Raw genomic sequence first — 26,609 nt, 5'->3', positions numbered from 1 at the left:
AAAGCCCCCGCCGCACGAAGCGACGAGAGCGATATCACGCAAATTAGCTTACTGGCCACGAACCTCAAATTGCTTGTAATGCGTATGGCTGCCCGCCATATTCGAGAAGCCGATTTGCCCGTTTAAATACGGCGCATTCGTATCCTCTACCTGGAGCACCTTCTGTCCGTCGATGTAGACGAGGAAGCGATTCTGTATCGCAGCCACTTTGATTGTATAATCGGTATTCAGCGACCATGGGAACTCTACGGAAGCGAGCTCTTTGTAGCCATGCGCATTTTTGTACAAGGTGACTTTATCTCCAGGCGCGAGACCAACGGCATACGATCGGATGCCGCCTTGGACGCGGAATTGGATGTTATGATGGCTGCCTGAAATGGGATGCACAACCGCTTCGTATACGTAGTCCTGCCACTTCAGATCGCCGGTGTAACATTCTGCCGGTTCACCGCTGTAGCTGCCTGATAGCTCCCCGCCTTCGAGCGCCCACAATCCGCGGAGGTTCGTGAACTGACTCACCGGAAGATGCAAGCCATGCCAGCGTTCGGCCCGCTCGTGCTTGAAGTTAACCGCATATTGCGGCGTGCCCGAGAAGTGCATATGGTCGACGTAAGCGACCAAATTATCGTTCCAGCCCTCCGACGGGATCCATTCGATGCCGGCTTCTTCGATGCACACATTGTCCATGTATGGCAGCTTGAACGCAAGCGATGCCCATTCGCCTCGTGCCAATTCTACCGTCTCGCCATAATGACGAACATCAGCATTGCCGTCACGCACATACAAGCGAGCTCGAATGCCTGCTCTTACAAAGTCAGGCACCATCACCTTCGCGCTAATCGTCTGCCCCGGATACAGAAGCGGCGAGAAGCTAGGATCGTACCGGCTGTCGTTGAAATCATTCGGACGATAATACGTCTTATGATACACGCGATAGCCATAGCCGCATGATGCACGGTCGAACAGCACCTTAAGCGCTCGGCTGCCGCTTGCCACCGCTTCTGTCGTATTCTCCACGAAGCTCGTTACGTGCGCGCCGCTTGGATCGGAATCGGTACGGAACGCATGCGTAGAGCCTGGATATTCAAAATGGAACCGATGACCCTCGCCGCGCAGCACAGCAGCCCACTCCGCTGGCGGTTCAACGCCTGCGATCTTGAAGCCGAAGTTCGCTATGTATGAAGCGCACCAAGGAATATCGAGTATGTTCAGCGTTCCGATGACACTGGAGCAGCAGAGGAAATCGTTGATCGGCTTGCGCCAAGAACCATCGATGCCGTCCAGTCCGTTCATAACGCCCATGATCGTGCCGACATTGGCAACGTTGCAGTCCGTGTCATAGCCGCACATGTTGCAGATATTAATGGCGCGCGAGAAGTCTCCTCCGCCGTAGAGAAGCGATAGCACGATTACGGCTGCGTTCGGGATAATATGGCATTCGCCCGGGTACAATTGATACCCGAAATTCTCTCTCACATAGAAGAAAGCATCGCGCCAATTATCCGGCTGCTCCGCATGATAATCCATGACAGCCCGCGTCATGCGCGTAAACTCGCAATCTGCCGGGATGACCGCCAAGCCCTCTTGCAAGATGCTGCGAATATCGTTATGAACGAAAGCGGCTGCGATACACGCCGCAATGAACATGCCGCCGTACTTTCCGTTGCCGTCATGGGATACGCTTGCGATCTTCTCCGCATACTCGGCAGCAAGCTTCGGATTGCCCGGATTAATGAGTCCCCAGACGTCGATGAAGATTTGTCCGCCAATCTGTTCGGCGACGGCTGCACCGTTCTGCTCGATTGAGCCGGAACGAGGAGCCATGATGCCGTTCTTCAAGTTCTGATAAGCGGTATGTTCGGTTGACTTGCCATAACCGCCCCACCAGAAGAAGCTGTGGCCATCCGGCGCATAGTTAAGCCAAGTGAGGCCAAACTGTTCAGCTGTAATCTCGCTCGTATGCGTATAATCCTCCAGCGCCCGCAGGAAGAACATTGGGCCGTTCGTATCATCGTCCGCCGCGAAATTTTTGAACGTATGCAAGTAGCCGGTAATCTCACCGAATGTTCTCGCGATCCGATCATAGGACCACTGCTCAATATTACCGCCATGGCGCACGCCAATGACTTTGCCCAGCCAGCCGGCATATACCCGCTGTACATAATCGTTCGGAATCGTTGTCTGTGTCACTTCATAACCCTCCTTGATTTTGCTGCTAATCGCTTCTAAGGTCTTGCCAAAATCAAATAAGTAAGCGGTTACACATTTGGCATTATTATAGGTGGAATATTGGTATTTTTCAAGTAAATCCCTGTAACTGCCATTGGGAAGTTAGCGAGAACTCGACCTGCAAATTAATTGATGCCAGAAATCTAGCCGACAAAACTCTGATGCTCTGATGAGCTATCTGTGCTAACGGAACTTAGACGCGTTATTAAGGCAAATTCTACCTCTTCGAAAATGTAACGGGACACAGAGACCTTATTGCCAACAAATGAGCTCGTATAGAAGGAAAATCACGCAATAACGTGTCTGAGATCCGTTAGAGCGCAAAATTGGCGAAAAAGTGGCGTATAAGCGTTGTACGTTCCGTTAGGTCCGTAGAAATCAAATATTTGAACCGCAGCCAGCCGCGAAGTCCCTCACGAATAGCCGATCCACGTTGAGGGTGCGACGGACTATAACCTTGCTCCAAGCTATAATAAAAAAGGGCAGCCCATCAGGCTGCCCCACATCTTATTTCGCTTCATACCAATTGTCGCCGTAGCTGACGTCCGCACGAAGCGGCACGCTAATCTTCAACGCGCCTGCCATCACTTCCGGCACGAGAGTCTTCATCAGTTCCAGCTCTTCCTGCGGAACTTCGAAGACGAGCTCATCGTGTACCTGCAGCAGCATCCGGCTGCGCAGACCGCGCGCACGGATTTCCTTGTCCATGTTGACCATCGCAAGCTTGATGATATCCGCGGCTGTTCCTTGAATCGGCGTATTCATCGCCGTCCGTTCCGCGAACGAACGGATGTTGAAGTTCGAAGCATGGATGTCCGGCAAGTAGCGGCGACGATCCAGCAGCGTCGTCACATAGCCGTTCTCCCGCGCTTGCACGACGATACTGTCCATGTACGCCCGAACTCCTTTGAACGCGGCAAAATATTGCTCCTTGAACCTTGCAGCCTCATCGCGCGTAATGTTCAAGTTGTTCGAGAGACCGAAGTCGCTGATGCCGTAGACGATACCGAAGTTGACCGCCTTCGCTTGGCGGCGCATGTTCGAATCGACTTGATCAGCGGTTACGCCGAACACGTCCATCGCCGTCTTCGTATGGATGTCGATATCTTTAATGAACGCTTCCTTCATGTTCTCATCGCCTGAGATTTCCGCAAGAACGCGAAGCTCGATCTGCGAGTAGTCGGCTGCGAGAATCGTCCAGCCCGGCTCCGACGGCACGAAAGCCTTCCGAATGCGGCGGCCTTCCTCGAGGCGGATCGGAATATTCTGCAGATTCGGGAATTGGCTCGACAGACGGCCTGTCGCGGCAATCGTCTGCCGGTAATACGTGTGCACCTTGCCCGTATCGCGGCGAATCTCCTTGAGCAGCCCTTCCACATACGTGGATTGCAGCTTCGCCAGCTGACGGTAGTGCAGGATCAAGCCGACAATCTCATGGTATGGCGCCAGCTTCTCCAAGACTTCCGCATCCGTGGAGTAGCCGGTCTTCGTCTTCTTCCACGACGGCAAGCCAAGCTTCTCGAACAGCACCTCGCCAAGCTGTTTCGGCGAGTTAATGTTGAACTCCATGCCCGCATGAGTGTAGATATCGCTCATATACTGAGCAATATTGCGCTCCAGCTCTGCACCGAGCTCTTCGAGCACGGCAGGATTCACCTTAATGCCCTGCTTCTCCATGCCTGCAAGCACAACCGCAAGCGGCTGCTCAAGCTCGTAGCATAGCTTGCTCATATGGCCCTTCTCCAGCTCTTCCGTCAGAACCGGAACCAGCCTGCGAACCGCATCTGCTTTCGCAGCCAAGTGCGCGGCAAGCACGTCGCTGCCTGGCACCTGGAACTTCGCTCCCTTGCCGTATACCGCCTCGTCCGACTGAATCGCTGCAAGCTTGTAGCGCGAGATAAGCGCAGCAAGCGTCAAGCTCGTATCGGTCGGGTCGAGCAAATACGCGGCAAGCATCGTATCAAGCGCCACCCCGCGCAGCTCAATTCCGATCCACGACAATGTCAGCTCCGCTTTGTGCAGGTCGTAGCCTCTCTTCGGCGCGTCCGCATCCTCGAGCCAAGCGCGAACAGGCGCAGACAGCTTCGTATCCATCAGCTCGTCATAGGTTGCCGTCAGCATTCGGTCGCCGTTTGCCACCGCAATGCCGATCAATCTCGCTTGATGCGGGTTGTCGCCGATTGCTTCAATATAGATGCTCTCGGAAGATGCGAGCAGCTCGGTCACTGCCGCTGCTGAGGATGCCAAATCACTTAGCGACACGATTTCATATGTCACTTCAGCTGCCGGCACATCCGCCGTGCTGCCCGCTTCAGACAAGCCAAGACGTTCAATGAGCGACTTGAACTCCAGCTTGCGGAACGCATCGCCGAGCGCAGCATCGTCATAACCGCTGTACACAAGCTCGTCCGCTTGATGCTCAAGCGGTACTTCGCGGTAGATCGTCGCGAGCTTCTTGCTCATCACGGCGCTTTCCTGATGCTCCTCGACCTTCTCCTTCATCTTGCCCTTCAGCTCGTTCACGCCTGCGATGACGCCTTCGACACTGCCGTACTCGTGAAGCAGCTTCAGCGCCGTCTTCTCTCCAACGCCGGGAATACCCGGAATATTATCGGACGTATCGCCCATGAGTCCTTTTAGATCAATAATTTGCAGCGGCGTCAGGCCATAACGCTCATTAATCTCAGCAGGATTGTAACGCTCGACTTCGCTGATCCCTTTACGGGTAAGCGCGATCGTCACATTGTCCGAAGCAAGCTGCAGCATATCTTTATCGCCGGAGACGACAACTGTCTCGATGCTTCCTTCATCTGCAATCCGGCTAAGCGTTCCGATAATGTCATCAGCTTCATAACCTGGTAGTTCATACTGGGCGATGCCGAAGGACTTCAAGAGCTCCTTCAAGATCGGGAACTGCTCGGACAGCTCCGAAGGCGTCTTCTGCCGTCCGCCTTTATATTCGGCATAGCCTTCATGACGGAATGTGGTCTTTCCGGCATCGAACGCGACAAGCATATGCGTCGGTTTCTCATCTTCCAGGAGCTTCAGCAGCATCGTTGTAAAGCCGTACACGGCATTCGTATGCAGCCCCGCCGAATTGGTCAGCTGCGGCAGAGCGAAGAATGCCCGATAAATGATACTATTGCCGTCAATCAATATCCATTTCGCCATTAGAGTGGCACACCTCACCTTATTTTTCCTACTTTTTATCATAGCATAAAGCAAACAAGCTTTCCCACCTAAGAAGCGGGGCAAGCCCCGCGCATAAGTGAAAAAGCCTGGTTCAATTCTCATCGATTAAATGCGTTTAGCTTCAATTACCTTCAATTAACCAATGCTCGGTCTTGGCCGCCCTAGCAGATAGCCCTGCGCATATTGCACGCCAAGCTCCCTCACATAATGAAGCTCCGCTTCCTCTTCGATTCCTTCCGCGACAAGCGAGATGTTCATCTGCGCCGCAAGCTCAGTGAAGGTATGAACGAGATGACCTTTCATATCATCTTGATGGATACCGCTGATGAGCGAGCGGTCGATCTTAATGAAGTCCGGCTTCAGCTCCACGATGGATTGCAAGGACGAATAGCCCGCTCCCGCATCATCAATCGCAATCTGGTAGCCTTGACTCCGGTAATGCTCAAGCAGCTTCTTCGCTGAAGCGAAATCTTCAATCGAGCTGCGCTCGGTAATTTCGAACACGACATGGTGCGGCGACAAGCCGAACCGCTCCAGCAGTAGAAGCGTCTGCCCCGGCGTGAATGTCGGGTCCTGCATGATCTGCGCCGTAATATTGATGAACAGCTTCTGTCCGCTCGCCAGTCCCGCGCTGCATTCAATTGCCCTTTCCCGTGCAAGCCGGTCAACGGAATATGTAAGCCCTTCTTCCGCTGCAAAATCAAAAAACGGCAGCGGGCCGTCAAACCACTGCTGCGCTGGCACTCTCGTCAGCGCTTCGTAGCCATAGGTCGCACCGGTTCCTCCTTGCAGCGATATAATCGGCTGGTACACCGGCTGAATGAGACGACCTTGCAGAATTTGATCCAGCGTACGCCGCTTCAATCCACGCTCTGTCGCACTGGTCGATTGGCCATGTATAATGGCCTGTTTGATGCCTTCATACAACCGCTCTTGTTCGGAATGAATGCTACCGTCGAGGATCGAAACACCAGCATGGAGACTCAGCTCCGGTACATGACCTCCGAAAGCCGTCTCCATGAACTGCTGCTGCCAATCTTGCTTCAGGTGGCTGCCGAGCTCAAGCAGCTGTTCTTCCATCAGTTCCCTCCCTACATGAGGCAGCTTGATACAGACGAACAGATCGTCTCGCAGCCATAGTTTCGATACATGGTTTAACCCTTCCCTCTTCTGCTCCTGCAGCGCGCGTTCGGCGAACAGCTTCCAGTCCGCCCGCAACCTAACGTTAATATCTACTCGCTCCTGTGCCTTGCCGTGCCAAGCGAAATAGATGATCCCCATCTGCTCTTCATTCGTTACAATCACATTATTCCCTCTCTCGGATGCTCTCAGGTACATCGGCTGTAACAAAGGCACTGCCGTTCACCGCCTTCGCATGTTTCTTCAGTCTGGCAGCGGCCTGCGAGATCATCGCTGTCGTCACCTCTTGCTCTCCATCCCAACGCAGTAATGACAACGACAACGTAACGCCGTCTTGCTCCACCGTCTTACCACTTCGGTCCATTACGGCAGTGCCGGTCTTCGCTCCTTGATGATAAGCTCCGACTCCTCCGTCAAAGCGCGCAATCATATATTTGCTTAACTTGCCTGGATCAACCGTTTCCGTCAACACGATGAAGTCGTCCCCGCCAATATGTCCGACAAAATCATGCTGCTCACCTGCATGCCGCGTCACATCCGTCAGCACAGTGGCGAGATACCGGATCAGCTCGTCACCTTGGCTGAAGCCGAAGCAATCGTTATACCATTTGAAATAATCCAGATCGCCATAGATAATTGAGAACGGTTTGCCTGCGTCAATTCTCCGCTGCATCTCTCGTTGTATGGTCGCATTGCCTGGCAACCCGGTCAGCGGATTGGCGGTTCTCGCTTCCTCGGTACGCAGCTGCGTCATGCATTCCAGTATAGATCGAATGGATGCGGCCCCAATCAGCTTCTCATCCCTTGTGATGATGACAACGTGATAGAGCCTCGAAATATCCCTCGCCATCGCCTGCTGTGCCACCTGCTCAACGGTCAAATTCGCATCGACGACGAGCGCTTCTTCGTCCATCATCCTCGTAATCGAACGGTTCCAATAAAGCGGCAAGCCGAACTGTCCTGCGAGCAGCTGATTCATATTCTCCTTCATGACGAGCCCGAGCGGCCTGCCTTCACTCGCAATTACCGCGCCTTGCACATGCGTGTTGATCTCAAACATACGCGCAAGATCCGACACAAGCGAGTTTGGAGAGAAAGTCGGAATCGGCTTCGCGAGCGCCCCAATAAAGAAAGGCGCAGCAGAGTCCATGGACAGTCCTTTTGTCCCATTGCCCCAGCTCCATTCCGGTTGCTCCAACTCCCGGCCTCTACTAGAAAAGGCTTCCTGCTCTATTGCCACAGCCGCTTGTTCCATCGCCGTGTACCGCAATTGCTGGTTGAGCATCGAAATAACCGCTTCCCTAATTCCTTTGTAGATCGTCGCTTCCGTAGAACGCCCCATCGCTGAAGGAACAGCCTTTGCATAACCAATGTTAAACTTGCTGTCCATACCGCTTCCATGCTCACGAACGCCTTCATAGCCCTGGATCAGCTTCTCCTTGAGCGATTCCACCGCAGTATGCAGCAGCTTGTCCAGCTTCACTTCCGATTTGCCTCCGTACTGCAGGAAGAAGAAATAATCGTTCTCCATCCTGTACCGCCAAACAAGTCCGCGCTGCTCATCGACCCAATGTGACAGAGCGTCTTGGACCGATAACGGCACTGCTGCGGATAATTGCGCGATGATGATTCCGATGCCTCCGCTCCCTGACCTCTCCCGAAGGCGTTGAATCATCGTTCGGTCTAATAGCCCATATCCGATTTCGTCCACTTGTATCCCTCTTTAGGTATCCAGTCATGTAATAGACGCTTCCAATCATTACTATTGTAGGACACGATTGTGAAGGGAACATGAAACACTGTTAAATTCATGTAAAATAAAAAAGATCCGCGCCGCTTATCGCATAAGCAGCATTCGGATCTTCGGTTCAGCCGAAACGGCCGGAAATATAATCATCCGTCGCCTTCTCTGACGGATTCGTGAAGATTTTGTCCGTCTTATCGTACTCGACGACTTTACCCATGTAGAAGAACGCCGTCTTGTCAGAAACGCGAGCAGCTTGGTGCATGTTGTGCGTAACGATGACAATGGTGTAATCCTGCTTGAGCTCGGAGATAAGCTCCTCTACTTTCGCCGTCGATACCGGATCAAGCGCGGATGCCGGTTCGTCCATCAGAATAATCTGCGGTTTAACCGCGATGGAACGTGCGATGCACAGACGCTGCTGCTGACCGCCGGACAGCGCTAGTGCGGAATTGTGCAGACGGTCCTTCGTCTCGTCCCACAGCGCAGCTTTGCGGAGGCAGTCCTCTACGATATGGTCAAGCTGCTTCCTGTCCTTGATGCCATGATAGCGAGGACCGAAAGCGATGTTCTCGTAAATCGATTTATGAAAAGGATTCGGGCGCTGCCATACCATGCCGATCTTCTGCCGAAGCAGAACGACATCAACACCTGGTTCATTGATGTTCTGGCCGTCAATCCAAATTTCCCCGGTAACACTCGCGTTGTCAATCGTATCGTTCATCCGGTTCAAGCTGCGAAGGAACGTGGATTTGCCGCAGCCGGAAGGACCGATAAGAGCCGTAACTTCACGAGGAGCGAAATCAAGCGAAACACCTTTAATGGCTTCCTTTTCGCCATAATACACATGAACATTTTTTGCTGATAAGCCTTGTGTTTGCACAGCTTGCATGGATCTCACCCTCCTTATTTGGTCGCTGTAAATTTACGGTGCAGATATCTTCCGAACCATCTAGCTCCGAAGTTGAAGATCAGTACCATAATAATCAGTACCGCCGAAGCGCCTGCAGCGACTTGCGCAGCATCCGGTGCAAGTCCTTCGCTGTTAATCTTCCAGATATGCACGGCAAGTGTCTCTGCCGGACGGAACGGGTTAAGCGGTGAACGCTCATCAAGCGGATTCCAGTTCGTGAAATCAAGACGCGGCGAGCTCATGCCGGCTGTGAAAAGCAATGCTGCTGCTTCACCGAATACGCGGCCTGCTGCGAGAATGGTTCCTGTTACGATGGCAGGTGTTGCGATCGGCAGCATGACGGATGTGATCGTCTTCCAGCGGGAGAGGCCAAGCGCAAGGCTTGCTTCCTTCTGTTCACGCGGAACACCCTTCAATGCTTGTTCTGTAATACGCACCATAAGCGGTAAGTTAAATACGGTGAGCGCCAGTGCGCCCGAGAATAACGAGAAGCCAAGTCCAAACAAGTTAACGATAACGAGTAAGCCGAACAAACCAATAACGATCGATGGGAACGAGGAAAGCACTTCTACGATCAATCGGATTGTGTCCGTCATACGGCCTGCTTTCGCATATTCACTCATATAGATGCCGGCGCCAAGGCCGAGCGGAATTGTAATGATTAGTGTAAGAACAAGCAAGAACAGCGAGTTGAACAATTGCGGTCCGATACCACCGCCAGCCTTAATCGTCTGCGGAGCAGAAGTTAAGAAGTGCCAGCTGATGTGACCAATACCACGGAAAATAATGTAGCCGAGCAAGCCCGCAAGAATCAATACGATGAGTGCGGAAACAGCGTAAATGACCCCGGTTGCGATACGATCTGCAGTTTTTGCGCTCATCGATTTCTTCTCCTTTCAAGGAAGCGGACTACGAATACGAACACGAATGTCATAGCGAGCAGAATGAGTGCCAAGGACCATAGTGCATTGTTATGTGCAGAGCCCATAACCGTGTTACCCATATCAAGCGTGATGACGCTAGTCAATGTCGATGCCGACTCGAACAGCGAGTGCGGGATGTGCGGGGAGTTACCAATAACCATCTGAACTGCGAGTGCTTCACCGAATGCACGGGACATACCGAGTACAACCCCTGTCAGAAGCGCTGGCAATGTCGTCGGAATAACGATCCGATATATCGTCTGCCAACGAGTCGCTCCAAGTGCGAAGGAACCTTCCTTCAGACCAGAGGACAAGCCCGCGAGTGCATCCGTAGCGATTGTCGTAATCGTAGGCAGAATCATCAGCGACAGCACGATTGCACCTGCTGCAATACCAATTCCTTGACCTGGGAAAATCGCGCGAAGCGCCGGAACGACAATGCTCAGTCCTACAAAACCGAATACAACGGATGGAATACCTGCGAGTAATTCAATGACCGGTTGCAGAATACGTTTGCCAAGACCGGGCATAATTTGTGTCATAAACACCGCCGCACATACGCCGAGCGGAGCTGCGATAAGTGCTGCGAGCAGAGAAGTGCTGAAGGAGCCGAAGATGAACGGCAATGCGCCATATAGCGGAATGTCGCCTTCAGGATCCCATTTCAATCCGCTAAGCAGCCCGCTGAGGCTGACGCCATCACTTACAAACGTAGTCAAACCGCGGGAAGAGACGAAATATACGATAGCTCCAATTGTCACGACGAGCACAAGAATACATAGCGTCGTGTACACCTTGCCTACCCATTCTTCAACCAAATGCGGTTTAACGAGAGCTCTTGTTGATTTTGCAGGTTGCACATTATGTTTATCAGTAGCAGCGGGCCGCTCCATGGATTTTCTCTCCTTCTCCAAGCATTTCTTTGTTTCTTCGGTAAACATCAGAGGAAGCAAGAGGCGGATCGCTCCACCCCTTGCTCTCACCTGTGGGTTATTTATTATTTTGTGATGTTACCAGCTGCATCACGTTTTACTTCCATTTTGCCAACTGGGATGTAGCCAAGCTCAACTACGTCAGCGTTTTGGATTTCATCGCTCATGATGTAATCGATGAATGCTTTTGCTACTGCGTTAGGCTCACCTTTTGTATAGATGTGCTCGTAAGCCCATACTGGATATTTGCCGGAAACGATGTTCTCTTCTTTAGGTTCTACGCCATCGTATTTCACTGTTTTTACCGTTTCATCGAGGTAGGAAAGTGCAAGGTAACCAATTGCTCCTGGTGTTTCAGCAACAAGCTTCTTAACTGTGCCTGAGGAATCTTCTTGGATCGAACCTTGAATATCTTCGGATTTCGTGCCAAGTGCGAATTTCTCAAATGTTTTACGAGTACCGGAGCTGCTTGGACGGTTCACGATTGTAATTTTCTCATCTTTGCCGCCTACGTCTTTCCAGTTCGTTACTTTGCCTGTGAAGATGTCAACCAGTTGTTGTTTAGTCAGGTTGTCGATAGAAATTTCTTTGTTAACAACAGTCGCCATTGCAACTACTGCTACTTGATGGTCAACCAATTCTTTAGCTTTATCTGCATCTGCATCTACGAACTTCTCTTCAGCGAAGATATCGGAGTTACCGAGATCTGCTTGACCTGCGGATACTTGAGTCAATCCAGTACCACTGCCGCCGCCTTGAACTTGAACCGTGATATCAGCGTATTTCGCGTCTTCCATGAACTTCTTCGAAACTTGCTCAACGAGTGGTTGAAGCGCTGTGGAGCCTGCTGCCAGAAGTGAGCCGCTAAGAGCTTCGCCGCCTGCGTTTGCTGTGTTACCTGCATTGCTATTTTGTGAATTGCCGTTAGTGCTCTCATTCTTAGAGCCGCAAGCCGCAAGTCCGATCGTCAACATCAGTGCTACAACAACGAATAATACCTTTTTCATTTCGTAAGTTTCTCCTTCCGCACCCAAGCGGTTATTTGTTTTACAAGACTTATTGTACGTGTGCCGTATTAATGTGATATTTTCGAAGTGTTAACGCAATGATAAAAGTGTATAGAATAATTGAATAATAGATGGGGGTATTATAAAATTCATATATAATCTTGCCGTTTAGGAGTTCTAACATTATGAATATATTAAGATTGCAAATTTTGGTATTGCTAGATCGGTTAAAGAAGGTCACCGCAGTGGCTGATGAGCTCGGCGTTAAGCAGCCGACCGTCAGCTTTCATATGAAGAAACTCGAAGAGGAATGGGGCACGCCGCTCTTCGAGATGAAGACTGGCAAAGTGCTGCTCACCGAGGCCGGCCGGCTTCTATGCCATTATGCAGCGGGCATTGACCGGTTATATCGGGAAGCCGAAGCTCGGTTCGCTGCGCTTGAGCAGACGGGCAAACACCAGCTCGTCATTGGCTGTACGGACTGTGCGGCTGGAATTCTATTCGATGACGATTGGTATGCGCGCATTACCGGAGCAGCCGAGGTGCAGATTAAGCTTGTGACAGGATCGAGCAGCGAGTTGTTGACGAAGCTGCGTGGCGGCACAGTCGATCTTATTGTACATGGCGGACTGAACGGTGGCGCAGTTACGAACGAGCTGCCTCTGAATGATTCAACATCATTAATAGATGAAGTTCTGCACGAGAGACCGCTTGCTATCTATATGGCGAACTCGCATCCTTTTGCGAAATCTGCGGCGATTCCATCGTATCGTTTAGCCGCTTTGTCTTTTGTGAAGGTTGAGGATGCTGAACTGGAAGATGCGATGGCGGCATGGGAAGCACATGAGAAAGTCCAGCTGACCTATAAGCTATCGACGGATCGGATTCAGCATGCGCTGAGTGCTGTCCGCACCGGCTCACTAGCTGCGATTATGCCGGCTCTGACAACTGAGCAGCAGCTGAAGGGTATTGTTCAGATTCCGTTAACCGGGGCGCAGAAGCATTACCAAGTGAGTGCGATCTGGCGCAGCGATTATTGGAATCCGGCAATGCTGCAGCGGTTGATCAGCTTGATGAAGGAGCTGCTCTCTGAACAATACCCGCAATAAAAAAAGCAGCTGATGTCGAAGGCGCCTGTGATGCTCGCTTCGGGTCAGCTGCTGCGGATATGGGATTGGATTAAAGGGTACGATAAAAGCGGCTATCGCTGCGTGTTTCACGCGTAGTTATTTACTTGTAAAGAATTACGTGTTCCTTGTTATGCGTTCAAGTCTGGGCGGGATCCAGTTACAAGGTAAACAACGGATTCGCCGATATTCGTTGCATGATCCGCGAAGCGCTCGATGTAGCGACCGACGAAGCTCAGCAGGTTCGCCTGCGATATCGTTCTCGGATCCTCCATCATGATCGTAAGCAGCTCACGAATGATCTGAGCGTACAGGGCGTCGACGAGATCGTCGTCTTTGGCCATTTTGTACGCCATGTTTACATTCTCCTGGACATACGACTGGATCGATTCATACGTCATCATTTGAACGATTTGGCTCATGCGCGGCAGGTCGATCAGCGGCTTGATCAGCGCTTGGCCATCGAGTCGCACAACGACTTTCGCTACGTCAACGGCAAGGTCGCCCATTCTTTCAAGGTCGCTGGCGATTTTGAATGCGACAAGGATTCTTCTGAGATCCTTCGCTACCGGCTGCTGCGTTGCGATAAGACGCGAGCCAACTTCGGATATTTTCTCTTCGAGCTTGTTCAGCTCTTTATCTTCTTGGATCAGCCGTTTCGCTGAGGGCACATCGACTTTCTCCAATGCTTGCATCGACTGTGCCAGCGCGGTTTCAACACGGCGGCCCATCTCAACGATCATTTCATTCAGCTCTTCAAGACCATGATCGAGTTCTCTGCGTTTCGTCATCATATGCGTTAGATGCTCTCCTTTATTTGTGGCTTATTGGTGGTACTGAGTTATCCGAAACGTCCGCTAATATAGTCTTCCGTACGTTGGTCGCGCGGGTTCGAGAACAGCTTCTCCGTGTCGGAGTACTCTACGACTTCGCCGTTCAAGAAGAACACCGTTTGATTGGATACACGCGCCGCTTGGTGCATGTTGTGCGTTACCATGACGATCGTGTATTTATCTTTCAACTCTTGCGCCAGCTCTTCGATCTTCAGCGTGGAGATCGGATCAAGCGCGGAAGTTGCTTCGTCCATGAGCAGAACGTCCGGACCTACGGCAATTGCGCGAGCGATACAAAGACGCTGCTGTTGACCGCCCGAGAGGCTAAGCGCCGAGCGCTTGAGATGGTCCTTCACTTCCTCCCACAGCGCAGCGGAACGGAGCGAAGTTTCCACGATCTCGTCAAGCTTGCTCTTGCTGCGGATGCCGTGCAGACGCGGGCCGTATGCCACGTTGTCGTAGATCGACTTAGGGAACGGATTTGGCTGCTGGAACACCATGCCGACCTTCTTGCGCAGTGTCTCCACATCGACTTCTTTGGAGTAGATATCCGCGCCGCCAATCGTGATTTTACCGTCAATGCGTGTGCCGGTAATCATGTCGTTCATCCGGTTCAGCGTACGCAGTAACGTCGACTTCCCGCAGCCGGAAGGCCCGATAAAAGCGGTGATCGCTTTCTCAGGGATATCCATCGTCACGTTCTTGAGCGCGTGAAAGTTTCCATAATGTAAATTGAGTTTGCTAATATCAATTAAGGTTTGCGTCGCTGTAGCTTGCATGCTGTACCCCTTTCATGTGGGTGGACTATTCATTTTATTATCAGTTCAATCGTGTCTCTGCTAGATTAGCGTTTAATTGTCATGTTTATATGATCGTTTTGTAAACTCTGTATTAAAATTGCGTTGGTGCTTGGTGCTCACGTTAGAGTAATGCGGAGGGATTCGAGTGATGAGAGTGATGAGAGCGGGAAATTGCCTGAGTCGACTGTTGAAAGCGGGAAAAGCCTCTCTCACTCGTGAAATCATCATCTATACTCGCTCGTTAGCGGGTTTTGCCTCTCTCAGGCGCGCTATGCGGGCAAATTCGCTAGATTCGACCGATGAGAGCGGGAAAAGCCTCTCTCATTCCTGAAATCATCGCCTAAACTCGCTCATTAGCGGGTTTTGCCTCTCTCGCTAACGCACACTTTTACTATCCTGCATGTCTAATGGTCTAAGAGCCGCAAAATCCGACTTTCACCTCTGAAATAACACCTTTCTCGTGCTGAGAGTCGAAATTTCTACTCTCAGCAGCAACTGCTTAACTCAAAGAGAACATATACGTTCTCTCAACTCCAAACTGAAGCATTTCTAGCGCTGAGAGAACATATGTGTTCTCTCAGCAGCACATCGACTGCGAAAATGACCGAAATCACCTCCGAGAGAACATATACGTTCTCTCGGCTTACAAATTAGTTAGATTTGGCTCTGAGAGCTCATATATGTGCTCTCAGCTCAATGTAGCAGTAAAGTGGTGAGTTCGAGGAACCGGTTGAGTTAGTTTGGTGACTCCATAAGCTTGGCAAGTTTGATGCTGGCATGAGAGCTAGCAATCGGGTTCGGGTTCTGGTTCGGGTTCTGGTTCGGGTTCGGGTTCGCGGGTGCGCTAAAAAAAGCGACCCACAAACCGGGTCGCTTCCTCACTTCAATGATCCTGCATATCCGCCATCAGCTGCTTCATCTGCTCGGTAACGCGCTGCGATTGCTGATACGCATCACTTGCGAGCTTGCCGATTTCGCCGGCGCTGCTGCTGTTGCCTGCAGCCGTGTGGAACAGCTGCTGGAACACATCCGCAGCTTCCTTCACATACGCTTGGCTCGCATCTGCTTCCGACTTGCCTTCGCTGACCAGATGCACCGTCTCCTTGACAGCTTCAAGAATCGCGCCGATGAGCAGGTTGATATCATCGGCAGATTGCTTCGTCTGCGTCGCAAGCTTGCGCACCTCGTCCGCAACGACAGCGAAGCCGCGGCCATGCTCGCCTGCGCGTGCTGCCTCAATCGTTGCGTTCACCGCGAGCAGGTTACACTGATTGGCGAGCTCGCGAATCAGCTTCGATACTTTGCCCACTGCCCCTGCCCGCTCCTGCAGCTCGCTGATCTGAACCTCCTGCACATTCGTTCGCTCCGACAAATTATGAAAGGCTGCCGACACCTTGTCCAGCTCGTTCTTCCCTTTGAGCGTCAAATCCAACATCGACTGCGACATCGACTCGCCAAGCTGCGAGGCTTCGTGCACCTGAACGACGGAGCGGTCGATCTCATGAATCATCGTTTCTGCACCGCGAATGGTCGCCACTTGCGATTGTACCGTCTTCTGCTGGATCAACCGGGACAGCTTAAGCAAATCCGACATCGTCAGAATGCCGACAAAACGATCATCCTCAGCAATGATTACGCAGTCATATACCGTCTTATCATCACGACCAAGGGCTAGATCGAGCAACTGCTGCGGCAAAATATGCTGGTTCACTGTGAGCGGCTGCTCATCCATGAGCTTCGAAATGGATTTGCCGTAATAAATTTCTCTGCCAAAACGATGTGTCTGAATAATAGTCAGCCTATTCTTCATCACAAGTCCTAGCGGTTTATGCGCTTCATCGCAAACAACGACACATTCGTTGTCTGGCGTCTGGGCGAATTGCTCAATTACTTCCTCACAAGTATGGCGAATACCGACAATCGGTACGCTACGAATGAAAGGTTTGAGCATTTCATAGCCAATTTCAGTTATTGCCGATATTGCTTCTGCATGATCTATGTTGTTAGTCATTGTTGTCTCTGCACTAGCTGTTGCTGCAGCATACGCTGCCGGGGTCACTTTCCAATCCTGCTCTGAATCTCGTTCTAGCAATAAGATAGACATTCGCTCTCTCCCTTCTGGGGCTATGTATCTACTTCATCACTATAGGTATAAAGCATTATCGTAATTGCGGATTAATGTTAATAGAATGTCAAAATCACTAAAAAAATGGCATAACAGATCGAAATCTGCAATGCCATTCACGGGTTTATTCAAAATATGCATTATTAACGCATTCTACGAGCATTCAGCCAAAGCGGAACGCGGAACACGAGATTGATCAGCAAAACGACGAATACGAGCACTGCTGCGGATTTCTCTGCAATGAGCTGCGCGTCCGGAACAATCGCTTCCGACTGCACATACCACAAGTGAACTGCAAGCGTCGCGCCTGGCGAGAACGGATTCAAATCCCACATAACACCGGACGATGATACGCCTGCTGTCAGAATAATAACGGCGCTCTCTCCGAACGCACGGCCCGCTGTCAAGCAGATCCCTGTAATAATCCCGTTCAGCGCAACCGGAATCATCACGCGGCGGATCGTCTGCAGATGTGTTGCACCAAGCCCGAATGACGCCTGCTTCATCTCCTGCGGAACCGCACGGATAGCTTCCTCCGTAACGCGTGTCAACACAGGCAAATTCAAGAACGCTAAGCTTACCGCACCACCGATAATCGTCAGACCGACATCGAACTGCTCGACGAACAACGCGATACCAAACAAGCCGAAAATAATCGAAGGTACCGATGCGAGTCCTTCCACGCAAATCCGGATAAACGCGATAAATTTGTTCGCAGGTGCGAACTCCGCCAAGTAGATCCCTGCTGCCATGCCAAGCGGAATTGAAATTACGAGCGAGATAAACAGCACATAGAACGAGTTGAATAGGACCGGACCCACGCCTCCACCTTCGTCAATCTCGCTAGGCAGCCCAACGAGAAAGCCAAAGTCCAGCTTCGGAAGCCCTTTTTGCAAGATAAGGAACAAGAGACTGCAAATAAAGACAATCGTGCATATGCCGACAAGCCACACGACACCGGTAAATAAGCGATTGTTCAAGTGACTCATACCTCTGCGCGAAGAGAAAGGGTTCCCCTGCGCCGGCAAAGTCGTAGATTTAGAAGGGCTCGTGTTCGTGCTCATAGTTTCACTCCTTTACCTTGAATCATGCGAACAACCACAATCATAATGAGTGAGATTACGAGCAGAATAAAGCCCATCATATATAGCGCGTAGTTCCAAGTGGAATCAAACGGGACATTCGCGATTTGCATGACGATGTTGCTTGTCAGAACAGATGTTGGTTTGAATAATGCATTCGCCAGCTGTGGCGTATTGCCGATAACCATGACGACCGCCATCGTTTCACCGATCGCACGGGCCATGCCAAGAATGACCGCATACATAATGCCGCTCTTTGCAGCGGGAATAACAACTCGAGTAATCGTTTGGAACCTTGTTGAACCAAGTGCATACGAAGCATCGCGGAACTTCTTAGGTACAGCGACGATAGAATCATCAATAATCCGGCTGATCGTAGGCAGCACCATGATCGTGAGGACGATCGCTGCAGCTAGAATACCATCACCCATATTCGTGCCTGTTAATGAACGAAGCATTGGAATGAGCACCGTCATGCCAAGGAAACCGTAAACGACGGAAGGAATGCCGACAAGCAGGTCTAGGACCGGACGCAGCGCTGTTTTCAGCCAGTTCGGTGTCATTTCGGCTAGGAAAACCGCAATGATAACGGAGAGCGGCACGGAAATCAACATCGTCAATAAAGTTAACGCAAACGTACCAAAAATAAATATGAACGCACCATATTGATCATTCTCAGGTACCCATTCCGTACTGAAGAAGAAGTCCTTCACCGAAACCGTTTCAAAGGTAAGCACCCCTGTGCGGCCCATCAGGAACAAGATCGAGAACAGGATGATACATACAAATACGGCGCTGGCGATGCAGATGATCTTAAACGTACGATTATACAGAGATAGCCTTGCCTTACGGCCGAATTTCTTGCCTGATGAAGCTTTGAGACTGCTCCCCAGTTCATCCGCCTTCAATACCTTGCCCGAGGTGGGAACTTCCATCATGCTCATGGCGCTATAACTCCTCTCGATTATCCAAGCGTAAACGGCTTTCGCCAAAGAAAAGCCAGCTTCGCAAGTATCAACTGCAGAAGCTGGCTCATTCGTCCCTCAATTACTTCTTCATTGCGGAGAGCGGGATGAATTTAAGCTTTTTCAGAGAGCCGTTTTGGAACTTCGCGCTTTGGATGTACTCGATGAATGCTTTTACAGCGCCAGTAGGTTGGCCTTTTGTCATGTAGTAACCGTAGCCCCAAACTTTGTACGAGCCGTTGATTACGTTAGCTGCTGTAGGTGCAACATTGTTGATTTTGAGAGCTGTCATTTTGCTTGTTACATATACAAGGTCGATGTAACCGATAGCGTTAGGCGTAGTCTCGATCGCAGTCTTCATGTCGCCGCTCGATTTAACCTCTTTGTAGTTGTCGCCTTTAGTCATGAAATCAGTGCCATTCAGCGCTTTTACTTGGAAGTTAACGCGTGTACCGGAACCGAAAGCACGGTTGATGACGATGATATCCGCATCTTTACCGCCAACTTCTTTCCAGTTCGAAATTTTGCCGGAGAAGATACCTTGCAATTGAGCTGTTGTCAGGCCGCTAACACCAACGTTGCTGTTCGTGATTGCTGCGAAAGGCGTAACCGCTACTTTGTTAGCTACAAGACCTGTGAAAGCTTTGAAGCCTGGTACGTCAAGCGATGCATCCCAGTCGCATGCGCCGATGTCCGCGATGCCTTTACGGACAGATTGTGGACCTGTTACGGAACCTGCTGCCGATGCCGAGATTTTCACTTTCGGGTTCAGCTTCTGGAATTCATTCTTCGCTTGCAGCGTCAGTGGAAGAAGCGCCGAAGAACCATTGATAACGATACGTCCGCTCAGCTTGCTCGAAGCGCTGGCAACCGAAGTGAGGGAACCGAATGCAACTGTGAGTGCGATTGCAGCAAATGCAAAGCCTTTAAACCATTTTGTTTTCATAAAATGTAAAATCTCCTCTCAATTTTGGACAAAGGTTATATTATTTCGTTACTTTAGTGAATGTGCTGCCGTTTGCAACATTAACGATGCCGTCAACTACAATGGCAAGCGGTGTGCCTGGTGCTGCAAGAACTTCAGTTGCATCCGCATCTACCGTACGAACCGTTTCTTTGCCGCCTGTCGCTAGGTTTACTTTAACAAGGGTTGTTGCCGTGCCGGAATCAACGAGCGCATACACAGTGTCGCCAGCAATTGTAGCTGCGAACACGTCTTGGTCGCCAATCAGCGTAACTGTCGATTTGTCAGGAGCTACTTGAATTAGCGAAGAATTCTTGCCGTCTACAGAGCTGATGTAAACGCCTTTCGTACCGTCTGTCGACGAGCCGATGAATACTTTGTCATCTGTTTGCGAAGTAACTTGAACAGGCTTACCGTCTGTTACCGTAGCGTCAAAGCTGAATACTTGTGGCTCAGTGCCTTTGGTGTCGATTGCAACGTCGTCAGCGTCAACTGGCTTAGTCGCATCTGCCGTTACTGTACCTGGCTTCGTAACTACGTAGAAGAATTTCTTGCCATCAGCCGATACGCTCAGGGAAGATTTGTAATCTACTTTGTCGTCGAGCACTTTCGAAACTGCGCCGTCAGCGAGGTTCATCTTCGCGATGACAGTGCCTTTGTCGCCTTGCAAGAAGTAGATCGCGCTGCTGTCAGCAGACCATACGAGCTCTGGCTTGATCGTGTTGTCAGTCGAAACTTGCTTCGCAGCAAAGTTCGGGCTCTTGAGGTCGATAACGCTCACAATGCCATCTTCATTCGTGTAGGCTGCAAGAGCACCGTTCGGGGAAACAGTCAGATCAGAAGCTGATTCGGAGCTAAGAACCAAAGTAGCTGCGCCTGTTTGAGCGTCTACGATGTAGTCGTTACGGCCAGTTTCTGTCAGCTCCGAAACAAGCAGGTGGCTTGCATCAACCCAGTTAGCTGTGTCTGCGTGCACTTTATGTGTCGCGTCAATCGACAGCGTGCCAGATGCGTCAACGTTTCCTTCCAGACCAAACGCGCTCAGGAAATCTTCGGACGAGATATAGTAACTTCCGCTTACGTTTTGCACGGCTTGCGCCAGCGTTACTGCTTCGCCGTCAACAAGAGCTTCGTTCGAGTTTGAGTGAAGCTCAATTGCATGACCTTGGAAGTAAGCCGTTACGCCAGCCTTCACGTTGACAACGAACAATGCGCCTACCGCTGTTCCCAGGTCACGAAGCGATACGAGCGAGTCGACTCCAGCTCCAACAGTGCGAACTTGAACTGCCGAATCGTTTACGAGCACATTCAGTGTAGCTGTAGCCGAAGTAACTTGATTCGCTGTCGCTGCTGAAACAACCCCAGTTGCTGTAGTGCTCAGCGCTGCTGCCAGTGCAGAAATCATAAGCGTTTTTTTCATAGACATTTGGCTCGAACTCACCCTTCTGGTATGGTTTCTTTTTTCCTCTAGCAACTATGTACAAGATTGATTATATTTACCTAATGTTAAGAGGTCGTTAATCTAGGTCTACGGTATTGTAAAGTAAGAGTTAATCTATTGTGGAGGTATTGTAAATGAGTGTCGTTGTACCTGAGAACTTATTCAAAGCGCTCAAAAAAGCCGCTTCTATCGCCAATAAACGACACTAGAGCAGCTCTGTTACGTTCGTATTAGTAATGGACATTATTTCTTCATCTCAAATTCATTTACATTTAAGAATTGCGATGTACGATGCTATCGACACTCATTATAGTTAAGAAGGTTGATAATTCATGGTTGCATCCCATTCACTGTTTCATACCTTCCCGCTCATTCAAACGAAACGTTTGCTCCTACGGCAGATTCATGCGGCAGATGCGACCGACGTCTTCGAATTCTATTCCGATCCGCGCGTTATGCAGCATCAGGATTGGTCAGGTCCGCAGACGGTTGAAGCAATGGAGTCGTTAATCGAATCACGGAATCAAGCTTACACAGATCGAAGGCTGTTCGTTTGGGGCATTTCCCAGCGTGAAGATGACCGCGTCATCGGGTCCGTCATCCTTATGCCGACCAGAGGAACATTCGATGAGGTTCCGCAATTTCCGCTGTCGCTTGGTTATGATCTGCATCCGGATTATTGGAACAGAGGCATCGCCTCTGAGGCGCTGGACGGCGTTCTCGACTTCAGCCGCAATTCCATTGGGTTTCATCGCATTCAAGCGGAGGTGCTGCCGGAGAATAAAGCGTCGCTTCGCGTACTCCACAAGCTCGGATTTCATGAAGAAGGCGTGCTGAAGCACTATCTGATGCACGAAGTAACGCACAAGTTTCTGGATGTCATGATGCTCGCGTTATTGCTTAATTCGTAACAATAAAGAAGCCTGCCGCCTAAGCAAATCTGCTTAGAACGACAGGCTTTTCATTTTTAGTGAGATGGACCGTATTCGCTGTTCTCTGCAATCGCGTCGAGCTTCTCGCGTCCCATGAAGAACGCGAAGGCAAGCGCTAGTACAGAAGGAATGATCGCCCACAGGAAGGTGTAGGTGATAGAGGAGGACAAAGCCCCGACGATCTTATCCAACACTTCCGTTGGAATGAGCTTGCGTGACTCCGGCGTCAGAATCGCGCGCGGATCGCTAAGATCCAGATTGGCAGGCACTTGGCCGCCACTGGAACCTGCAAACGCATCTTTGAGCTTGCCGGTCATAACGTGGCTCTGAACGATACCAAACACCGTTATACCAATCGTCATACCGAGCGAACGCAGGAAGTTCAGCGTCGCGCTCGCTGCGCCCCGTTCTCTAGGAGAGAACGAATAAATCGCAGCGTTGCTGAGCACCGAGAACGAAGCGCCGATGCCGAGTCCAACAAGAATCATGAAGATCGTTACCGTGAAACGAGTGGAATCGACATCGAGTGTTGTAAGCAGAACATTGCCGAGTACCAGGATTGCAAGCGTCGGCCACATAAGCGTGCGGAACGATAATTTGGTCATCAGGAAACCGCCGCCAGAAGCCGTAACAACGGAAGCTAGCATCATTGGCAGAAGCACGAGACCCGCGTTTGTCGCCTTGCCCCCAAGCACCCCTTGAACAAAAATCGGAATGTAAACGGACGCCGTAATAAACGCAGCGCCGCTGAACATCGCCATCGCGTTGCTGGTCCAGTACAGCCGTTTGCGGAACATATTAAAGCTAATAATAGGCTCAGCTACTTTGCGCTCGATAAAGATAAACGCGATGAGCATGACCACGAAGCCAGCGAACAAGCCGAGAATACGCGCAGAATCCCAAGCATAATTCGGTTTGCCGCCAAGTTCGAGCGCGAACATGAGGCAGACGATGCCGGCTACCAGGGTAAAGGCGCCGCCCCAGTCGATTTTCTGCTTGGAATGCTCCACCGACTCCTTATAGAAGAAGGCAATCATAACGAAGGCGATCAGACCAAGCGGCAGGTTGATGTAGAAAATCCATTCCCACTGGATGTAATCCGTAATGTACGCGCCAAGCAGCGGGCCAAATATACTTGACATGCCGAATACGGCACCGAACAGTCCGCCGAGCTTGCCGCGGCTCTCAAGCGGCACGGCATCGAACATAATCGTGAAAGCAATCGGCACGAGAGCGCCGCCGCCGATGCCTTGAATGGCGCGGTAAATACTAAGCTCAATAATCGAATGTGCCGTTCCGCATAGAATAGAGCCCAACATAAACGTTATAATCCCGAATATAAAAAACCGTTTCCGTCCGTACATATCGGACAGCTTGCCGAAGATTGGCATACCTGCCATCTCCGCTACCATGTAGGCGGATGTCACCCACACGAATTTGTCCATACCTCCGAGATCATGGACGATTGTTCCCATTGCTGTCGCGACAATCGTGTTGTCCATGGATGCCATTAGAATACCTAACAGCAAGCCGGCAACTACGATCCCGACATTATTACGCTTTGCCATCATGATGTGATGCTCCCCTCCAGTTCAGTTCATTATCATTGTGTTGTTACCTGCCATTCATTACTGACCATCAATCAATCGTTGGCACCGATTGATCCCATACCTGTTCCCCATCTTGAATCTCAGTGAAGTTCCCTTCTTTGATCTCCCGAATAAAATTCTGAAGCCACGAAAACTCCGATTCCAGCTGATGCAGAATGAACTGCTGCTCCACGATGTAGATTCGCGCAAGCCCCTTGCTTAGGATTAGCTCCATACTGGCACGCCGCTCCACAATTTCTTTCTCGATGTAGCCGACACGCTGTCCAAGCAGGTCGATCGTCTCCTGAGGCGCAATGTGACCGATGAGCGACAGAGCTGCCGGGAAATGCGGGTACTCCTTCACCGGCGAATAGATCAGCTCCCTGATCCATTCATGAAATCCTGCTCGGCCTGCATCCGTCGGCGCATAGATCGTACGCTCAGGATGCTTCCCCTCCCGCTCCGTCTGCAGCGAAACAATCCACTTCTGCTTCAGCAGCGATTCCACGACGGAATAGAGCGAGCCGTTGTTCAGCTTGATCACATCCGGAATGCCGCGCTGCTTCATCGTTGCGGAAATTTCATACGGATGCATCGGTTGCTCAATGAGCAATGACAAGACAGCCAGTGCCAGCATGTTGTTCACTTTCCGTTTGAGCATCACTCATGCACTCCTTCGAAACGCAGTAAAATCGTATAGTCTATTTCGACTATACGATTTCGAATGATTAAAGTCAACGGTCCCGGGACTGATTTCTTGGGAGCAGGTCTGAGAGATTGAAATTTGAACTCTCAGCTTTGCCATGCTGCCCATATTGACTGCCTCACAGTTTGAGAGTCAAATTTCCGAACTCTCGGAGCAACATTCAGCCAATTTTCTTGCTGATAGTTCATTTCTCGCACTCTCAGCTTTGCCATGCTGCCTATATCGACTGCCAACCAGTCTGAGAGTCAAATTTTCGAACTCTCGGAGCAACTTTCGGCCGGTTTTCTGGCTGAGAGTTCATTTTTTGCACTCTCAGCTTTGCCGTGCTGCCGGTATCGGCTGTCTCACAGTCTGAGAGTGAAAAGTATCAAAAAAGAAACCCACCGTCTTGAACGTGGGTTTCTCTCTTTTATATAAACATCGGCCATTCTACACTCGGCCTCTATTGTGCATTGTGCAGCAACAGGACGGCTACCTCAGCGTCCTGCACGCTCGAATAATTAGTGCGATCGCCTGCTCACGCGTTACTTTGCCCAGGGGATCGATCTTGCCTCCGCCGATGCCTTTCATAATGCCTTTGCTATTCATGAAACCAACTGCATCTTGAGCCCAAGCGGCAATTTGTTTGGCATCCGTGAATGAAGCAAGATTATCTACATGCACGAATGCCGGATTGGCCGCTTGCGCTGCTCGGTACAGCATCACGCAGATTTCCTGGCGCGTAATCGTTGCCTTCGGAGAGAACGTCGTTGCCGTTGTTCCCTTTACAATGCCAAGCTGACTCGCTTCCAGTACAAACATATCCGTCGTATCTGTGAACGGATTAGATGATATTGGTTTCGGGGGGTTTCCGGTAATGGCTTCATACAAACGGACTGCGATTCCAGCAAATTCCTCTCTTGTAATCGCATTCTGATAGTTGCCAAGTATGATATCGGTTGTTAGATTCTGCTTGATAGCATCAATCAGATCAGGCTTCGCCCACTCACTCGCACCTGCAACCAGCGCAGCGAGCTGTTCATCAGTGAGCGTTGGCTCCCCAGTACCTGTACCTGCTCCCGTTCCGCCTGAATTGCCGCCGATAATTTCGCCCAAATCCGGAAGCTTAATCCCCGGAGCTACACTTATCTCGTCAATGTCCGAAATGATAGCTGTAATCGTTCTCTTCTTCGTTTGCACAAGTCGCGGCACTTCGCCAGGCACCAAATACTCAGGCAGCGTCTCCTGGTCGATAACCATCAATACCGAATACACATAGAACGTCTCGGGACTCGTTACGGGATCGGTGAAACGAAGTGGTCCCATATGCTCCATCGTATCTTTGACATAGAAGACTTTATCGCCGTCCTTGCCGCCTGTTCGCTTGATCTGATAATACGATTCCATATTTGAGTTATCATTCCAAGCAAGCGTCATGGAACCGCCTTTATTCTCAGTAATCGTGAGATCGTCAAGCTGAACGGGCTGCTTCACGGGAAAAGGGCCTATATTAATCGAAGGATGGCTATTGGAGCCAATCATAGGCGAGTACTCGGAATCCAGCCTCAGCAGCACGCTCTTAATTGATGGATCCAGCGGCAAGCTGAATGAACCGCCGTAGCCCGGACCCCACACATCAAGCTCTTGTGTAGGATACCAATTAAGACCATTGTCGGGAGAGTAATTAATATTCGTGCTTTCCGCCTCTGTCCCAATCGCCGCATCATCTGAGATGCTGTAATCGGTCTTCATGCCGCCGATCAAGTAGGGTATGTCATGCGTGTACAACTGAAACTTGGAAATGTGTACCTCCGCATGCGCCCTCGGAAGCGGCATCGCGATCATCATGAGCAGCATCGCACATGCGAGCAGCAGCATTTTCCCAGTACGGCTATGTTTCAGACTTACCACCCTAATACCTCCTCCACACAAGAGATCAACAGCTAACTTCTATTGTACATAGAGTCATCAACTGTTGGATATTAT

General features: G+C 50.7%; 20 protein-coding genes. 2 read left to right on the top strand and 18 right to left on the bottom strand.

What is annotated here, in order from left to right; all coding sequences use genetic code 11:
- Positions 1-48: 48 nt before the first annotated feature.
- The 8 genes from AC0YNX_RS00605 to AC0YNX_RS00570 form a co-directional block, all read right to left on the bottom strand.
- A complete protein-coding gene (locus AC0YNX_RS00605) occupies positions 49-2,190 on the bottom strand; it encodes an ADP-ribosylglycohydrolase family protein (RefSeq protein WP_475813722.1) in 2,142 nt (713 codons plus the stop codon).
- Positions 2,191-2,736: 546 nt separating this feature from the next.
- The gene (gene polA / locus AC0YNX_RS00600; RefSeq protein WP_475813721.1) at positions 2,737-5,400 is read right to left on the bottom strand and encodes a DNA polymerase I; all 2,664 of its coding nucleotides are present in this window, start codon (positions 5,398-5,400) and stop codon (positions 2,737-2,739) included.
- Positions 5,401-5,556: 156 nt separating this feature from the next.
- Positions 5,557-6,726: an EAL domain-containing protein gene (locus AC0YNX_RS00595; protein ID WP_475813720.1), complete on the bottom strand. Its 1,170-nt coding sequence runs from the start codon at positions 6,724-6,726 to the stop codon at positions 5,557-5,559.
- A gap of 1 nt (position 6,727) precedes the next feature.
- A complete protein-coding gene (locus AC0YNX_RS00590; RefSeq protein WP_475813719.1) occupies positions 6,728-8,272 on the bottom strand; it encodes a diguanylate cyclase domain-containing protein in 1,545 nt (514 codons plus the stop codon).
- Between the two features lie 157 nt (positions 8,273-8,429).
- Positions 8,430-9,197 carry a phosphate ABC transporter ATP-binding protein PstB gene (gene pstB, locus AC0YNX_RS00585; protein ID WP_475813718.1) on the bottom strand — a complete coding sequence of 256 codons (768 nt, stop codon included), beginning with the start codon at positions 9,195-9,197 and terminating at the stop codon, positions 8,430-8,432.
- A 14-nt stretch (positions 9,198-9,211) separates the two neighbouring features.
- Entirely contained in the window at positions 9,212-10,099 is an 888-nt protein-coding gene (gene pstA, locus AC0YNX_RS00580) for a phosphate ABC transporter permease PstA (protein ID WP_475813717.1), read from the bottom strand.
- On the bottom strand, positions 10,096-11,034 hold the full coding sequence (gene pstC / locus AC0YNX_RS00575; RefSeq protein WP_475813716.1) for a phosphate ABC transporter permease subunit PstC: 939 nt from the start codon (positions 11,032-11,034) through the stop codon (positions 10,096-10,098). Before pstC (AC0YNX_RS00575) ends, pstA (AC0YNX_RS00580) begins: the two co-directional genes overlap by 4 nt.
- A gap of 104 nt (positions 11,035-11,138) precedes the next feature.
- Positions 11,139-12,080 (bottom strand): phosphate ABC transporter substrate-binding protein PstS family protein, encoded by a 942-nt coding sequence (locus AC0YNX_RS00570; RefSeq protein ID WP_475813715.1) that lies wholly within the window; start codon positions 12,078-12,080, stop codon positions 11,139-11,141.
- Positions 12,081-12,265: 185 nt separating this feature from the next.
- Here AC0YNX_RS00570 and AC0YNX_RS00565 point away from each other — a divergent pair, with 185 nt between their 5' ends.
- Complete coding sequence (locus AC0YNX_RS00565) at positions 12,266-13,189, top strand: LysR family transcriptional regulator (RefSeq protein ID WP_475813714.1); 924 nt, start codon at positions 12,266-12,268, stop codon at positions 13,187-13,189.
- Positions 13,190-13,338: 149 nt separating this feature from the next.
- Here AC0YNX_RS00565 and phoU read toward each other — a convergent pair whose 3' ends face one another.
- The 7 genes from phoU to AC0YNX_RS00530 form a co-directional block, all read right to left on the bottom strand.
- Positions 13,339-13,998: a phosphate signaling complex protein PhoU gene (gene phoU / locus AC0YNX_RS00560; protein WP_475815144.1), complete on the bottom strand. Its 660-nt coding sequence runs from the start codon at positions 13,996-13,998 to the stop codon at positions 13,339-13,341.
- Between the two features lie 50 nt (positions 13,999-14,048).
- Positions 14,049-14,819, bottom strand: coding sequence for a phosphate ABC transporter ATP-binding protein PstB (gene pstB, locus AC0YNX_RS00555; RefSeq protein WP_475813713.1), 771 nt, complete (start codon positions 14,817-14,819; stop codon positions 14,049-14,051).
- 904 nt (positions 14,820-15,723) lie between these two features.
- Positions 15,724-16,944, bottom strand: coding sequence for a methyl-accepting chemotaxis protein (locus AC0YNX_RS00550; RefSeq protein WP_475813712.1), 1,221 nt, complete (start codon positions 16,942-16,944; stop codon positions 15,724-15,726).
- A gap of 164 nt (positions 16,945-17,108) precedes the next feature.
- The gene (pstA, locus tag AC0YNX_RS00545; RefSeq protein ID WP_475813711.1) at positions 17,109-17,954 is read right to left on the bottom strand and encodes a phosphate ABC transporter permease PstA; all 846 of its coding nucleotides are present in this window, start codon (positions 17,952-17,954) and stop codon (positions 17,109-17,111) included.
- 71 nt (positions 17,955-18,025) lie between these two features.
- Positions 18,026-18,985 (bottom strand): phosphate ABC transporter permease subunit PstC, encoded by a 960-nt coding sequence (pstC, locus tag AC0YNX_RS00540; RefSeq protein WP_475815143.1) that lies wholly within the window; start codon positions 18,983-18,985, stop codon positions 18,026-18,028.
- 109 nt (positions 18,986-19,094) lie between these two features.
- The gene (locus AC0YNX_RS00535) at positions 19,095-19,958 is read right to left on the bottom strand and encodes a phosphate ABC transporter substrate-binding protein (RefSeq protein ID WP_475813710.1); all 864 of its coding nucleotides are present in this window, start codon (positions 19,956-19,958) and stop codon (positions 19,095-19,097) included.
- Positions 19,959-19,998: 40 nt separating this feature from the next.
- Complete coding sequence (locus AC0YNX_RS00530) at positions 19,999-21,396, bottom strand: stalk domain-containing protein (protein WP_475813709.1); 1,398 nt, start codon at positions 21,394-21,396, stop codon at positions 19,999-20,001.
- A gap of 353 nt (positions 21,397-21,749) precedes the next feature.
- On the opposite strand from AC0YNX_RS00530, the gene AC0YNX_RS00525 reads away from it, so the two are divergent.
- The gene (locus tag AC0YNX_RS00525) at positions 21,750-22,328 is read left to right on the top strand and encodes a GNAT family N-acetyltransferase (protein WP_475813708.1); all 579 of its coding nucleotides are present in this window, start codon (positions 21,750-21,752) and stop codon (positions 22,326-22,328) included.
- A 56-nt stretch (positions 22,329-22,384) separates the two neighbouring features.
- On the opposite strand, the gene AC0YNX_RS00520 is transcribed toward AC0YNX_RS00525, so the two are convergent.
- From AC0YNX_RS00520 to AC0YNX_RS00510, 3 genes are all read right to left on the bottom strand, one after another.
- Positions 22,385-23,920, bottom strand: coding sequence for an MDR family MFS transporter (locus tag AC0YNX_RS00520; protein ID WP_475813707.1), 1,536 nt, complete (start codon positions 23,918-23,920; stop codon positions 22,385-22,387).
- Positions 23,921-23,987: 67 nt separating this feature from the next.
- Positions 23,988-24,599 carry a PadR family transcriptional regulator gene (locus AC0YNX_RS00515; protein ID WP_475813706.1) on the bottom strand — a complete coding sequence of 204 codons (612 nt, stop codon included), beginning with the start codon at positions 24,597-24,599 and terminating at the stop codon, positions 23,988-23,990.
- Between the two features lie 516 nt (positions 24,600-25,115).
- Complete coding sequence (locus AC0YNX_RS00510; RefSeq protein WP_475813705.1) at positions 25,116-26,534, bottom strand: S-layer homology domain-containing protein; 1,419 nt, start codon at positions 26,532-26,534, stop codon at positions 25,116-25,118.
- Positions 26,535-26,609 lie beyond the last annotated feature (75 nt).

It is taken from the genome of Paenibacillus sp. J31R98, from assembly GCF_056269245.1.
This window is presented reverse-complemented; position numbering and strand designations above follow the sequence as displayed.

Coding starts and splice junctions, on each gene's coding strand:
- phoU (WP_475815144.1), bottom strand. CDS start 13,998: ATGACGAAACGCAGAGAACTCGATCATGGTCTTGAAGAGCTGAATGAA.
- AC0YNX_RS00565 (WP_475813714.1), top strand. CDS start 12,266: ATGAATATATTAAGATTGCAAATTTTGGTATTGCTAGATCGGTTAAAG.
- pstA (WP_475813717.1), bottom strand. CDS start 10,099: ATGAGCGCAAAAACTGCAGATCGTATCGCAACCGGGGTCATTTACGCT.
- pstC (WP_475813716.1), bottom strand. CDS start 11,034: ATGGAGCGGCCCGCTGCTACTGATAAACATAATGTGCAACCTGCAAAA.
- AC0YNX_RS00520 (WP_475813707.1), bottom strand. CDS start 23,920: ATGATGGCAAAGCGTAATAATGTCGGGATCGTAGTTGCCGGCTTGCTG.
- AC0YNX_RS00515 (WP_475813706.1), bottom strand. CDS start 24,599: ATGCTCAAACGGAAAGTGAACAACATGCTGGCACTGGCTGTCTTGTCA.
- AC0YNX_RS00530 (WP_475813709.1), bottom strand. CDS start 21,396: ATGAAAAAAACGCTTATGATTTCTGCACTGGCAGCAGCGCTGAGCACT.
- pstC (WP_475815143.1), bottom strand. CDS start 18,985: ATGATGGAAGTTCCCACCTCGGGCAAGGTATTGAAGGCGGATGAACTG.
- AC0YNX_RS00535 (WP_475813710.1), bottom strand. CDS start 19,958: ATGAAAACAAAATGGTTTAAAGGCTTTGCATTTGCTGCAATCGCACTC.
- pstB (WP_475813718.1), bottom strand. CDS start 9,197: ATGCAAGCTGTGCAAACACAAGGCTTATCAGCAAAAAATGTTCATGTG.
- AC0YNX_RS00525 (WP_475813708.1), top strand. CDS start 21,750: ATGGTTGCATCCCATTCACTGTTTCATACCTTCCCGCTCATTCAAACG.
- AC0YNX_RS00570 (WP_475813715.1), bottom strand. CDS start 12,080: ATGAAAAAGGTATTATTCGTTGTTGTAGCACTGATGTTGACGATCGGA.
- polA (WP_475813721.1), bottom strand. CDS start 5,400: ATGGCGAAATGGATATTGATTGACGGCAATAGTATCATTTATCGGGCA.
- pstA (WP_475813711.1), bottom strand. CDS start 17,954: ATGAGTCACTTGAACAATCGCTTATTTACCGGTGTCGTGTGGCTTGTC.
- pstB (WP_475813713.1), bottom strand. CDS start 14,819: ATGCAAGCTACAGCGACGCAAACCTTAATTGATATTAGCAAACTCAAT.
- AC0YNX_RS00550 (WP_475813712.1), bottom strand. CDS start 16,944: ATGTCTATCTTATTGCTAGAACGAGATTCAGAGCAGGATTGGAAAGTG.